Raw genomic sequence first — 14,367 nt, 5'->3', positions numbered from 1 at the left:
CCGAGATGCTGTCAAAGCGCCGATCATGGCCTCAGTCACCACTCATTAATCCAGATGCGCATTTCACCTTCGTTGCGGTTGGCCCGGCTGAACCACGGAATGAATGTCAAACGTTGCGGTTGCCGCTTTCCAGGCACTTTGTCGTAGTGATAAAGCGGCGCTTCCTCAGAGAGCGTGTGTCGCAAACGAAAGCCCTCAGCCTGCAACAAAATTTTGCCGGCAAAGAGGTCCTTGCCTTCAACGAGCGAAAACCGGCTGTCTGCATCCAGCCAAACATTATGCAGCTCCGGCCCGTTGTCGGCTTCTTCCAGACAATAAATCAGGGGGCCACGCTGAATAGCCACTTTGCCGGCCAAGTGGCGAAGTTGTGGATGACCATATACGCGGCGTGCTTTCATGGGCAGTTGCAATTTGCAACAATCGCCCTGCCGCCACGTGCGGTGAATGTGCAAATAGCCCCTGCGCGGCTCGCATTTGACCGGTTCGCCGTTCAGCTTGACCTCCGGCGCGCTGCACCATTCCGGCAGGCGCAGCGCGAGCGTGTGGGTGATTGGCTGCTCCGATTCCACGGTAATCTCCACCCGATCCTCCCAGGGATAGTTCCCGCTCATGCGCAATCGTAGCGTATGCTCTCCAATCGCGAATGCCACGCTGTTGCCAATGTAGAGATTGACATAGAGCGCCTCGGAGCGTGGCGTGTAGATGTAATGACCAACTGATGTGAAAAGTCGCGCGATGTTCGGCGGACAGCAGGCGCAGCCGAACCAGCCCTGTCGGACCAGCGAGATATGACTGTAGCCGTAATTGGACCGCAGCGTTTTGGGATGAACTTCGAGTGGATTGGCATAGAAAAAATGCCGTCCATCCAAGGCGATACTGCCCAAAACCGTGTTATAGAGAGCACGCTCCATCACATCGGCATAGTGACTGTCCGCCTCCATCTCCAGCATCCGGCGGGCAAACATCATCAGGCCGATCGACGCGCAGCTTTCCGCGTACGCAGTATCGTTCGGCAGATCGTAGTCGCTGCTGAAGGCTTCGCCCGCGCTTTGCGAACCAATGCCGCCGGTGATATAGATCTGCCGCTGCGCCATGTTTTGCCATAGCCGCAGGCAAGCTTGGCGTTGTTGCTCGTTCTGAAGCAGACGCGCCAGATGGGCAACCCCAGTCATGAGGTATACAAACCGAACCGCATGACCTGTTGCAGTTCGCTGTTCAATGACCGGCAGGTGCGCCTGGCTATAGTCTTTCCGTCTGACCATCCAGGATTTGTCGTGTGCTTTCCGATCGCGGGATCGCTTCTCATATTCTAGGTCATAGAAGTGCGGCTCTGTGCCGCGTTGCTCCACGAAATAGTTAGCCAGCGTGAGATATCGCGGCTCCAACGTCACTTCATAGAGGCGTGTCAATGCAAGTTCGATTTCCGGATGGCCATCATAGCCGTGTAAACGATCGCGCTCCGGACCAAAAACCGAGCAGATGTGGTCAGCGAGCCTGCAAACGACGTCCAGCAGGCGCCGTTTACCTGTCGCTTGAAAGAAAGCGATGCCCGCTTCAATCAAGTGGCCGGCGCAGTAAAGCTCGTGACATTCGGTTAAGTTGGTCCATCGTTCCCCAGGCGCCTTTACGATGAAATAAGTGTTCAGATAGCCGTCGCCGCATTGGGCGGCCTCCATCAGCTCGATCAGGTCATCGGCTGTTTTCTCCAGTTCCGGATCGGGTGTGGTGCACAACGACCAGGCGACTGCTTCCAGCCATTTTGCCACATCACTGTCCTGAAAAACCCGGCCGTAAAATTCGCCACTTGCTCGGTTTGCTGCGATCCGGAGGTTTGCTATCGCATGGCTCGGTGCGAGTTCGGGAATACGATCGTTCAGCGCCTCCCACTGATGGGGTATCGTCACCTCCCTCACCAATTGCTGGTATTTTCCAAAGAGCGGATCGGTGATTCGTAAGTCATGGAGATTGACTTCCGTAACAGTCGGCCGATTCATCTGGCTCTCCATCGTGTTGGGTGCACGGGCCGGTAGTTCACGAAAACCATGCCGTACCGCATTGTCGAGTTTGCGGGTGCGAATTGGCAGCCTGTATCCTTGCCTGCTGTGGTCAGCTCACCCGTCCTCCCGGCCTTCAAGATCTCGGCATGATGAGCGATTGAAGGCCCTCTGGTGATGCTTCTAGCCGCGGGGCGGAGAGAGAACTCAGGTTTTTCGAATAGAATCGGACGTTCCATGACGCTCGACACGAAAGACATTGTCGATCTCCGTACATCGCTCTGACCAGCACGCTCGAGGCTCAAGACAGCAATTTTCGTGCCGGCAAGGCGCAAATCGTTCTTTTGCAACGAGCTCGTCTTCAGTATCCATCAGTCCGTCGCCGCTTGGACGTGGGATTCTGCGCACCGTCTTCCGGTTCGCTCTGCGTTGTTGCTGATCCCGTTCCGAGCAGGGCCTCGTACGCTTTAGCCGCGCTCGATGCCGGTTGACCGCGGACCGATCATGACCGCTCCGGTAAACTCGAGGCACGCGGATAGTGGCGCCTAGGTCGGTATCGAGGCGAATGCGTTATCGCGTCGCCCGCTGACCCTGCTGACTTAATGAATTGCGATCATTCTCGGCTGGGGAAATCGAGAGGCCGATGCGCAGGCGCGCCTGGCCGCCTTGGACGACGCAGGCGACGGGGGTTTGCGAGAGAAAGAGGACCAAAACAGAAGTAAGGGGAGGAGAATCGACGAGCGACGACCCGGCAAAGTGCGTTCAACCGGCCTCCGTGCGAAATCCAACTGCCAGACCGGACGGGGCAACGGCGAGAACGCGCCCGCCTCCGACCTCAGCCTGCGCGTGGCTTGATGTGGGCGGCGGCGATCAGGTGAGACTCGCTCTCATCCTGATTGTCGCGCCATACTTGATCGATGTTCCGCAACGTCTTGCCGCTCTATGCTCCGAGAAGGGAAGGAGCGTCTACCGCGCGTCTTGATCTCTCCTGCAGCAGTATGCGCTCGACATGCAGCATGGCCGACAAGACAACGAAAGGATGTCGACGTAGCTGATGCAGAAGGAGTGCGCAGTGAATCCGCAAGTTTCCATACGACGAATTCGAAGGCTTTGGAATGGGTTCGCAGGCCAGCGCGCGCAGCAAAGCAAGGGCCGATGAGGCGGAGGATGGCAGAGGCGCGGCTATTTTGTTGCGTACAAGGCTCGGCTTGCGCGAGTGCGTGCTGCAAACAAGCCGGCGGAAAATAGCCGAGACCTCCTGCGCCGTATCCTTGCCGTCCGATCGCTTTGTAGAAACACGGGGAGGGCGGCTCTATCGGCAAGGACTAGCCCACGGGAAGCGAACATGACGAGCATCGCGAGCCGTCCGCACAAAATCGACCTCCAAATGCGGTCGAACGCATATTCCCGCAACGTAGCGATATTCATCTGGACTGAAGTATGCATCTCGTTGAATTGCCAGAAGCTCGGCATGCCGGTCTGGATCCGGCAAGACGGCGCGTCCTCGCGAGGATGGCGAGTGTGCGCCGTGTTGGTTGACGCTGAAAGCAATGGCGCGGCAGTATGCGATGAGCGAATTGGTAGGGCCAACCTCCCTCCTCACTTCCTTGGAGCTCCATTTTTGCGTCGGCACTAATCTGCGCAGCGTGATGGTCCGATCGTTGCCATCCCAGCGTGGGCGCACGCACATAGCCGGCCGTGAAGCCATCCGGGCGCTTTCAGCTATTCTGGCTCTGATTGGAACGCCTCCCTAAGCTTCCCTGTACGAAATAGCGAGGCTTTCGCAGATCGACGCGAATGCCTTTTTCGCCTCGACGCTCTCGAAGCAAAAGCGTCTCCCTTGGTCACCATGCTCGATCCACCAGTTCGCCTTGTGCCCTCGTGAAACGAGGTACGCCTCCTCGCGCAGCTGATCCAATAGTCTTCCTGATGCACGCACGATCACACAGTTTTCCATTTCAACGCTCATTGGAGGGAAGCAACACAGGCTAGACAACATGTATCCAGAAAACGCTGCCACAACAAATGCGAATCCTCATCTTGCATCGCCAAATGTTCCTTCTTGGACGAGATTGAAGACGATGCGTGTTTTCTTCGCGCGTCCAGCGTTTTGCGCCGAGTTCCTGCAGCTACCGAGTGCGGGGCCGGCGAAGAGCTTCGACGTCGTCTCGGAACGCACACCCTTTCGCCGATATGCGATTTCAACTAAACATGAGCCCTCAGTCAGAAGAGGCAATCAATATTGATTCAAGCGGAAGAAAGCGTGGTGCAGCAGGTGCTCTCATCAATGACAATTAGCGCCCTGCAGAATCGCCTCGCTCCTACCCCCGAAACGGTGATGCATCATTTGAAGCTTGCTTACAAAAGAGCCGGCTTTATTGCTACGCGAGCATCTACAATTCGGATATTGAAGCGTATCTCACGTGAGATCGATCACGCTGAGACGGTGTTGGAATTCATCAGCCGAGGCGACGGGCAACCGCACTGAGTTGGCGAATGAATTTCATCGTGCGCCTGGCTTGCACGCCGCGGCTTCAAGCAAAGCAACCGCAGCGCCAAGGATAACAAAACCAAGCGTGACGTCGATCGAAAGCCAAAGATCAGCGCCGGCGCGAGTGCGATAATTGCCACGGGGATCTTGATTCCGATGCTGTGAGGAACCACAGGCTAAGAGGAAGCAGGGGAGCCAGGGACAAGAACAGGATGCCCAAAACGTGCATCGCGCAATTCCATGGGGCGCGATGATACTCCACGTAGTCCGCAAGCCAGCGCCGGAAATAGGAGTTCATGATGCTTGCTTCGCCATCCATGTCAGACATGGCACAATTACCTTCTGCCAAGCGCATATGCTGGGGCCCACATATAACTAAACGCGGGAAACCCTCGCGTCAAATCTCCCAAAAACAGCACATGCGTTAGGTTCGTGGGCTTGGTGCTTGCCGGACCTGTTTGAGGGAAGGCTACGCACTCGTTCGGGTCGTGGCGTAAGATCGGTCAGCGAGAGGCCGAAAACATTCACGCGCGGCTTCTCCCAACCGTGAGCGCGGCGCAGATCCGACCAGGCCGTGGCGCCGGGATAGTTGCAGTATTCCACCAGATTGCGCGCAGCGTCGCCGTCGCGGGTGTCGAGATTGACGGCCAGCATCGACTCCAGGCCAGCAGCCCTACACCAGTGGATGAAGTCATTCGCGCCGAAGCGGTTGTTCTCGGTGCTCAACCAGGCGAGATCGAGCCGTGCCGGGCGACTCTCCACGGGCCGACGCCGTCCTCCCAATTGTAGCCGGAGACGAAATTGCCTCCCGGATATCGTACGAGGGTGGGACCAAGTTCCTTCATAGGCGCCAGCACGTCCCCGCAGCGAAATCCACGCTCGTCCGCCGTCGGATGACCCGGCTCGTAGGTGCCGCCGTAGACGCAGCACCCAAGATGCTCGATGAAGCCGCCGAACAAAGGGGGATCGGTGTAGCCTATGACAAAACGACATGCGCGTGGCCTCTCGGGCTCGTCGTTGCGACCAACCTCCTGGAGTCCGAGGATCTCGAGCCAGACCTCGGGGTCCACAAGCGACCTTGGGGGAACGCTCGTCTCAAACCGCAGGAGGCGCGCGAAAGCTGCGCAAATCAACCGGGCGGACGATACGTTAAGCTCGGTAGCCCAAGAATTTGGTGAAATGCAGCGCAGCAAAGAAGCTAGGCTCAACGGCAGGAGAGCCGGCCGCCCTTTGAGAACGGACGGCGAGAGCGCACGGCGGGACCTACAATTGCAGGCCCGATTAACTGTCCCTGACAGCGTCTGGGGCCAGGCTGAAGTCACCACAAGCACTTACTGTTTGAAGTCCCAGGGGCTCCTCTTAGATGCGACCTTTGATTGTCCTAGATGAGGGAACTACTTTTGAAGATTAAGTCTATCGCCGTTAAGAATTTTCGGTCCTTCAAAAACATGGTGGTTGATCTGGATGATTACACGGCCTTCGTGGGACCGAATGGCGCCGGAAAGTCCACTGTACTTTGCGCACTGAACATCTTTTTCCGTCAGACGGAGGAAGCTCCGACAAATCTCATTGAGCTTGACGCCGAAGATTTCCACAACGGCAACACCAAAGAGCCGATCGAGATTACATTGACCTTCCACGATCTCGAGCCCGAGGCGCAGGCGGATTTCTCCGAATACTACCGGTCAGGCATCCTGGTCGTATCAGCGCTTGCGGAATTCAGCGACACGACGCGCAAGGCGACGGTTCGCCAGTTCGCCAAACGCAGTGCCATGAACGAGTTCAGCGAATTCTTCCGCAAGTACAACGACGGGGCTGCTGCCGGTGAATTGGCGGGGATCTATGAGGGGATACGCGAGACTCACCCCGAGTTCGGTCTTCCCAAAAAGGGCAGTAAAGAAGCCAATCGCCAAGCGCTTCGATCATACGAGGAAGATCACCCGGAACGATGCGTTCTGATTGATAGCGAAGATCAATTCTACGGCTTCAGCAAGGGCGGCGACCGTCTATCCCGCCATGTCCAATGGGTCTACGTCCCCGCAGTCAAGGATGCGACCAAGGAGAACGTTGAAGGTCGCAACACCGCACTGGGCAAGCTCCTCGCACGGACGGTGCGCTCAAAGGTGACTTTCGATGGAGAGATCGCCTCACTCAGAAACACCACCCTCGATGCGTACAAGAACATCATCCAGAAGCAGCAAACTGCGCTGGACGACCTCTCGCAAGCACTGACAGCCAAGCTCGGTGAATGGGCGCATCCCGAGGCGGTTGCGCGGCTGGAATGGACCGAGGACCCGCTCAAGTCCGTGCAGATTGCCGATCCCGCGGCGCGGCTATTCGCGAGCGAGGGAACGTTTTCAGGCGATCTCGCCAGATTTGGGCATGGGCTTCAGCGATCCTATCTTTTGGCTCTCCTTCAAGAGCTCGCCGCGACGAACGAGTCGGCACAACCTCGGCTGATCCTGGGATGCGAGGAGCCGGAGCTCTATCAACACCCCCCGCAAGCGCGTCATTTGGCCTCGGTTTTCAAGAAGCTGAGCGAAGCAAATGCGCAGATCCTGGTTTCGACCCACAGCCCGTACTTTGTGTCCGGAAGGCATTTTGAACATGTGCGTCTGGTTCGAAGGGATGAGACCAAAAAGGAGTCCAGCATACGCTGGACCACCTGCGAAAAAGTCGTCGCAAGGTTATCCGAGATATCCGGAGAGAAGGTGAGGCCGATTGAGGCGGAGCGGGCGCAGCTCCATCAAGCTCTGCAACCGCATCTCAACGAGATGTTCTTCACCCAGAAGCTGGTGTTGGTGGAGGGTCTGGAAGACACGGCTTACATCACCGCGTGGATGACATACTCAGATCTTTGGGATGTTTATCGCAAGTCGGGCTGCAACATTGTTGCTGCGAACGGCAAGAGCTCGCTAATTGAGCCCCTGCTGATCGCCAAGGAACTGGGCATTCCGACGTTTGTCGTCTTTGATGCCGATGGCAACGAGCAAAACCCGGGGCGCCGCAACCTTCACAAACTGGACAACCTGAAAATTCTCGCCCTGCTGGACGGTGATGTAACCACGCCTTTTCCGGACAATCCGGTGTGGACGAGCAGCTATGCCGTTTGGCCGGAGAATCTCGGCGCGATCCTCAAGCATGAGGCAGGAGCCGCGCTTTGGGACAGTTCCTATTCGGCGGCCACCAAGGGATTGGGCAGCCCCTCCGGCAGCTTCGTCAAGAACACCGTCCACATTGGGGATCATCTGGCAATCCTGAGAGGGAAAGGTGCAAAGATGCCGACGCTCGACAGCCTTTGTGCAGCGATCCTGGCGCTGGCTTGAGACATGGGGCAATAATGGATTACGTGAGAGTGCGATCCAGCACGGTGAGCGCCGTCGGATACGACGAGGACGCAAGGGTCTTGGGCGTACAATACCTCAATGGCAGTGAATATCACTACTTTGCCGTGCCCAAGGCGCAGTTCGAAGGCCTCAAAGCAGCCGCTTCGGTGGGGAGCTACCTGAACGCCTTTATCAAGGATGCCGGTTTCCGATTTAAACGAGTCAGATAGAGGAGAGCAGCGAGGAAGGACGGACGAGCCAATGATCGAGCCAACTATCACCTGCCCAAAATGCAGCAGCGAGATAAAGCTGACCGAATCGCTCGCGGCGCCATTGTTTGAGCAAGCCCAAAAGCAATTTCAAAGCCAGCTGGCAGCCAAAGAAGCGGAATTCGCGAGGAGATCCGAAGAACTTCGGGCACAGCAGAATGAAGTTGCGAGAGCGCGGGAGCAGATCGACGAGTTGGTCGCCTCCAAGTTGAAAGGTGAGCGGTCACAAATCGCGGCCAGCGAAGCCAGGAAGGCCCGTGAGGCGGCAGCCCTCGAACTCGAGAACAAGGACAGGGAAACGGCTGAGCTGAAGGAGCTGCTGGCCACAAACAACGCGAAGCTTGCCGCGGCCCAAAAAGACCAGGCAGAGCTCCTGCGCAAACAGCGCGAAATCGAGGACGCCCGGAGAGAGCTGGATCTGACGGTCCAGAAGAAGGTCCAGGAGGAACTTGCCGGCGTGAGAACGAAGGCCAGGCAGGAGGCTGAGGACGAGCTGAAGCTCAAGGTGTCGGAAAAGGATCAACAAATTTCGGGCATGGCCCGCACGATCGAGGAATTGAAGCGAAAGGCCGAGCAAACCTCACAGCAGGCCCAAGGCGAGGTCCTGGAGCTTGAACTGGAGGACGTGCTCAGGGCGCGGTTTCCGACGGATGTGATTGAACCGGTGGCGAAGGGTGAACTCGGCGCTGATGTCATTCAGCGTGTCAACGGCGCGATCGGGGTGCCTGCGGGGGTGATCTTGTGGGAGTCAAAACGCACAAAGAACTGGTCCGACGGATGGCTGCCCAAGTTACGGGATGATCAACGACGCTGCGGCGCCGATGTTGCGTTGGTCATCTCGAACGCTCTTCCAAAGGATATTGAACACTTCGATTTGGTGGATGGCATTTGGATAGCTCATCCGCGCTGCGCAGTCCCAGTCGCGATAGCTCTTCGGCAGTCGCTCGTGGCCGTCGACGGTGCGCGCACCATGCAGCAGGGACAGCTCAGCAAGGCTGAGGAGGTTTATCAGTATCTGACCGGAAAGAGATTCCGGCAACGTCTCGAGGCCATCGTCGAACGCTTCAATGACATGCGCGAGGATCTGGATAAGGAACGCAAGTTCATGACGCGCTTATGGGCAAAGCGCGAAAGCCAATTAAACAGCGTCATTGAGACCACGATCGGCATGTATGGAGATTTGCAAGGCATCGCGGGGAAAGCCATGCCTGAAATAGAGAGCCTGGACACGCCACTGCTGGACGGTCCCGGAGCTGAGGCAAAGCAATCGTAAGATGACCGCAAAAGCGCTTTGGGCGATGTGGGAACGCGAAGCCGAATCGGGCTAAAGTCCAGCATCGTCAACGGCAATCCCTCTGCAGCCGGCCTAACCGCCGGGCCCCCGCGTCGGGGACTCCGCGTTTCGCGAGTCCGAGCCGGCGGGCTGTAACCCGCTCAAGCAGAAAGGGAGGCGGCTATGGCAAACCATGGCGGCCAGCCAAAGTCTGTTTAGGTCAATGCCTATCTGCGTTGGCGTTTCGGCAAGTTGGAGCATGTGTGCTCCCACTTCCGGTCCCTTCCGGGACAACTTGACTTCGGCTTTTGACAAATTGGGCACGGCTCAGATTGGCCAGTGACGACGCCGGGGATATGTTCCCGGCGAGTGTTGCGTAGCGAGACCTGACCTCTCGGTCGGGTCTCGTTTCCTAGCTCTGCGCGTTTCAATCTCGGCCTCTTGTCCGTTTGTCGAGCCTTGCTTTCATCCGCACCAGTGCATCAAAGTTGTTCATCTTTCGACTTGGCAAACTAAATCTGTAACGGCAGGTCAAAGCGGATTAGTTAGCAAATGACGTATCCTCTACATCTTCTCGGCTGGAAAGCATTTCAGGATCTCTGCATTGCACTTGCCGAAGAATGCCTCTGTCGTCCCGTTCAGAACTTCTTGGGACAATGATGCCGGCCGCGACGGCGCCTTTGTTGGCCGATGGGACGGAGACGATCCGGGAGCTGGTGCATCAACGATCCAGTGTAAATTTACGTCCAAACCCTCGAATTTATCCTTGAGTATTCTCACTGAAGAGTTGGAGAAGACAAGAAAGCTTGCGAAGCGGCGCTTGGCAGCCGACTACATCATTCTCACAAATCATGCCGTATCAGGCGCAAGCGAGCTAAAGATCAAGGAAGCATTCGAAAGGCAAGGGGTGGGGCGCTGCCGCGTGTTTGGCTATGAGTGGATCGTAAGACATGTCAGGTCCTCTCCACGACTGAGGATGGTGTTTGTTCGTCACGTTGTCCTAGTCCAGTGCATCGCGATACTCGTTGAGCAGGGCCCCGTGGCTCCTCGCAGGGAGTCGATCAAGGTACTTGGCGAGAGCCAGCTCTTCGGCAGCAACTCGTTTTCGCGCGACCTTCCTGGTAAAGGCATGGGTCGTCCGCCCTGTGCCGTCGCGCCCAATCGGGCTATGCTATCGGCCACAATCTCCGCGGCATGCACGCCTGGCTTAGAGAACGCTTGTTCTTGCTGCTTTGGCACCCGTTCGCCTCACCGGCGCAATCCGGCTTCTTGACGGAGACCATGCCGTCGTTGATATCTGCGGCGATGCCCAATCATGTGCCTTCGCCGCCGGTTTCCTGGCATCGCAAGGCCGGCTTAGAACGAACCATTCCGTAGTCCGTCTCCTGGCCGGCGTTGGCACGCTAGGCAACCGACAATCTGGCGCTTTCAGACTTCCCAACAGCAGCAATCGTCATCGATCAACGTCGTGTCAGTCCGCCCCTATGGTTGCTGGTCTTGAGTGTCTTCTGAAGCGCAGGGGATGACGGCATGGTGACGACATCCACATTGAGCTCCTGACATCCACCTGACCACTTTTTTAAACGCATTTGGAAAGCCATTCCGTTTCATCACGATCGAACATGACGCAAGCTTCTCCTGGCATTCGCCGATGATATGCTCGCACCAGGCTTGCGGGCTGCCATTGTCGTAATTCAGCGACGCTGCGTGGCAACCGAGATCTCTGGTTTCGGCTGCGATAGCAAAGCTATAAATAGCAGCTGATCGCGGCCAGAAACATCGCTGCGATGCCATAAAAGTATGGCTTCACTCCGGCTGATGAACTGTTGAGTAAAGCCGAGGACCGTGGCGAATCTCTCCTGCCTGAAGCCTTTCCGCTTCCGTAGCCTTTCGAACTCCGGCTCGCCAATTGCAAGTTATCAGCGAGCTTATGCGAGCAGAGCGTTATTTCTTCTTTTGACGTAGACGAGCAGGCTTGCGGCCTTTGCGCAATGTCTTGTGGGGCGTTGCTCCCTTGGGTGGCTGGACAAAAAGCTCAGATACATGGACACCAAGTGCTTTAGCAATTCGATCGAGAAGATCTATCGTTGGATTCGCATCTTGCCGCTCAACAGCCCCCATATGTGAACGGTCAATCTGAGCATCGTAGGCCAATTGCTCCTGCGGAATACCGAGATCCACGCGGATCCGCCGCACATTCCAGGCTACAAGCGCACGAGCTTCCATGCGCCAAAGCAGCCATTCGGCAGGCCATCAAACCACTGCCTATACCCGCTATATTGCCGCAAGTTCGTTCGAACGATAGCGAACTCGCCGCGTGGGCTTACATCAAAGAGTCGGCGTTAGATCCAGAGGTCGAGCACGCGGCGCCCAATGAGTTGATGCTGACGCCGTATGACGAACGGCTGCCGGTGACAATACTGATTATGCCCAGATGCTGAAGACCATGGCGCTGCTTGGAAGAAGTTGCCGGCATCGTGTTAATCCTCGCCGGCCCTGCAACCGGTTTCCCTCGCGCAGCAGGGACATCGTGATGATCCTGAGAAGCGCCTGAAGGAAAAGGGGATTCCCGGCGGTGATCATCAGCGTACGAGCAGCACAGAGGAGGCCGCGTCGCGCGATTGTGATCTTGATCCCTGGGCTTACCTGCGCGGCGCTGCGCTGGCTTTTCATGGGTGGTCAGCGCACCCGGGTATGAGGCTGTGGGCATCACGCGCTCTCTGGCCTGTGCGGAGAACGTCGGCACTTCTGGCGGGCAAAGACGCGGTCACCTCAGGCACCGCGGTGCGCAGATCCGAATAGAGATCCGGGGCCCGTCGCAAAACACCAGGACCCGATTGGGCTGCCAGGTCTCACGCAATCCATCGCAAAACAAAGATCAATCAATCGCATTATTCGATGCAGCCGTCCGGTCAAAAGTTGTCGGCGATTGCAAGAATTCGCCAGTGGCAAACTTCTGCTCCGCATCGCCAACTCCAATGCACGGCTCACCTGCGATGTTCGCGCATCGATCCTACGGTGATTGTTCGAGTAATGCTGCGTAGAAACGAAGGTGCCATCGTTGCATCGGCGGAGTTTGCGAACTTGGACGGTGCCACCAAGGCGTATCAAATGAATCGAACAAGAGCTCGTCTTAGAAAACGGTACCATCGCGCGTTAGTAGATTGAAATTCTCAACTATTGCGTTCACGCGCTCTTCACAGCTACACGTTGTCTTGCCATGAGCTGCGTTCTCGTTCGTTGGCGGAGGGGGAACTGTTTTCCATGAGGCAATTTGTGATTGCTGCTGCGACGAGCCGCCAATGGGCGCGAGGCGCGTTATCGTTGTCTGGTGCGGGATGTGCGTGTCACAGACTGTTGCTGCGGCCGCTCGCGTTGCGATCCGAAAGAACTGCGCCGCTGCGCGCCCGACTCAGCGCCACGTTCGGAATCATTTTGGCGTCACTTGATGCCCGTCAGCTGGGCCGAGTCACGGCCCATTGGCGAACGCAATGCCCAGAGGCTCACCTTCCGAGATTGCTATCTTTGAAGCATCGTCCGGTCGCCGTTCTCGTTCCGGCACACTCTGGCCAAGCCTCTCCGCGAGCGGTTGTCGAATAGCGTAGTCAAGATCAACTTGTAATCGAAGGCGTTCCCACCCGCTTCGGAGGTCGCCGCATTTGGGAGTGTCATGTCTTCCGTTGTCCGCACCCTTCATCTTGGTCTCAACCTTCACGGCGCGGGCGGTCACTCCGCGGCCTGGCGTTGGCCGGGCACCAACCCCAGCGCTTTCTTCGACATCGAGCACTACGTTCGTACTGCGAAGATTGCCGAGCGCGGCCTATTTGATGCAGTGTTTCTGGCGGATACCCCCGCCATCTCCTATGACATCACTCGCCAGCCGCCCCTCAACGGGCTTGAGCCTACGCTCGTCCTTGCCGTGATCGCGCGTGAGACAACGCGCATCGGGTTGATCGCAACGGCCTCGACGACCTACAATGAGCCATACAATCTGGCACGACGTTTCCTTTCGCTCGATGTCATCAGTGGCGGCCGAGCTGCCTGGAATGCCGTTACGACCTCCAGCCCTGCGACGGTCGCGAACTTTGGCGGCCGGCAGATCGGACGCGACGAGCGCTACAAGCGGGCCGAGGAGTTCGTTGAAACTGTCCGCTCTCTCTGGCTGAGCTGGGGCGATGAGACCATCGTCGCTGATCAGGCGTCTGGAGTTTACGCCAATACCAATCATTTCCGGCTGCTCGATCCCAACACGAACACATTCGCAATCCGAGGCCCGCTCACCCATCCCGGCTCGCGCCAGGGCTATCCCATCATCGTCCAGGCTGGAGGCTCGGATCCTGGTGTGCGCCTTGCGGCGCGTAGCGCCGATGTCGTTTTTACCGCCGCCGGGGACTTGAATTCGGCAATCGGGGAATCCGAGCGTCTGCGCGCGCTCTCGCTTCAATTTGGCCGCCGTGCAATTCCACTCATCCTCCCCGGCCTCGTCACCTTCATCGGCGGCACGGAACAGGACGCGCAGCGGCGAAAAAAGGAAATAGACGGGCTGCTTGATCTGAGGCGCGCGATGGACGCTCTCGCACGGAGCATGGACCTGCCGGTCGAAAAACTCAGACTCGACCGGCCCATTCCCGAGGAGCTCTTGCCGGATCCGCACAATGTTGCGTTCTCGGTCGGTCATCACCGTACGTTCGAAGCATTGGCGAGGGAGGGCCGCACGGTTCGCGAGATCATCGGCAGCGTTCAAGCCTTCGGCCATCGCCTGCTCGTCGGTGCACCCGAGCAGATCGCCGATTCGATCGAATCGTGGTTTCGCACTGGCGCGGTCGATGGCTTCAACATCATTCCAGACGTGCTGGAAGACGGGGCGGCGGCGTTTGTCGATCATGTCGTGCCGATCCTACAGAGCCGCGGTCTGTTTCGCACGGAATACCAGGGGGAGACACTGCGCGAGCACCTGGGAATTCCTCTCCCCGATGTCGCTGCCGAGACGTTGGCGAGGCCGTCGTCTCTGTGA

Annotated in this window: 6 protein-coding genes and 1 pseudogene; 4 read left to right on the top strand and 3 right to left on the bottom strand. The window is 57.4% G+C overall.

The genetic code is table 11. The features are described 5' to 3' along the window. Positions 1-35: 35 nt before the first annotated feature. The gene (locus tag ACVWYQ_RS17670) at positions 36-1,994 is read right to left on the bottom strand and encodes a glycoside hydrolase family 127 protein (protein ID WP_456726142.1); all 1,959 of its coding nucleotides are present in this window, start codon (positions 1,992-1,994) and stop codon (positions 36-38) included. A 3,022-nt stretch (positions 1,995-5,016) separates the two neighbouring features. Continuing rightward, positions 5,017-5,531 (bottom strand): annotated as a pseudogene (locus tag ACVWYQ_RS17665) (hypothetical protein); the annotation flags it as partial. 339 nt (positions 5,532-5,870) lie between these two features. Between ACVWYQ_RS17665 and ACVWYQ_RS17660 the strand changes: the two are divergent. From ACVWYQ_RS17660 to ACVWYQ_RS17650, 3 genes are read left to right on the top strand one after another with little or no spacing between them, the layout of a single operon-like run. Next, positions 5,871-7,811: an ATP-dependent nuclease gene (locus ACVWYQ_RS17660; protein ID WP_456726141.1), complete on the top strand. Its 1,941-nt coding sequence runs from the start codon at positions 5,871-5,873 to the stop codon at positions 7,809-7,811. Between the two features lie 14 nt (positions 7,812-7,825). Then, the gene (locus ACVWYQ_RS17655; protein ID WP_157287257.1) at positions 7,826-8,041 is read left to right on the top strand and encodes a KTSC domain-containing protein; all 216 of its coding nucleotides are present in this window, start codon (positions 7,826-7,828) and stop codon (positions 8,039-8,041) included. Between the two features lie 31 nt (positions 8,042-8,072). Further along, positions 8,073-9,353 carry a DUF2130 domain-containing protein gene (locus tag ACVWYQ_RS17650; protein ID WP_456726140.1) on the top strand — a complete coding sequence of 427 codons (1,281 nt, stop codon included), beginning with the start codon at positions 8,073-8,075 and terminating at the stop codon, positions 9,351-9,353. 1,944 nt (positions 9,354-11,297) lie between these two features. On the opposite strand, the gene ACVWYQ_RS17645 is transcribed toward ACVWYQ_RS17650, so the two are convergent. Next, the gene (locus ACVWYQ_RS17645; protein WP_456726139.1) at positions 11,298-11,579 is read right to left on the bottom strand and encodes a helix-turn-helix domain-containing protein; all 282 of its coding nucleotides are present in this window, start codon (positions 11,577-11,579) and stop codon (positions 11,298-11,300) included. A gap of 1,444 nt (positions 11,580-13,023) precedes the next feature. On the opposite strand from ACVWYQ_RS17645, the gene ACVWYQ_RS17640 reads away from it, so the two are divergent. Then, positions 13,024-14,367, top strand: a complete 1,344-nt coding sequence (locus ACVWYQ_RS17640) for an NtaA/DmoA family FMN-dependent monooxygenase (protein WP_456726138.1) — start codon at positions 13,024-13,026, stop codon at positions 14,365-14,367.

The organism is Bradyrhizobium sp. USDA 3397 (genome assembly GCF_054060965.1).
Note: the sequence above shows the minus strand (reverse complement) of the source record. Positions and strands in the feature narration are given on the sequence as shown.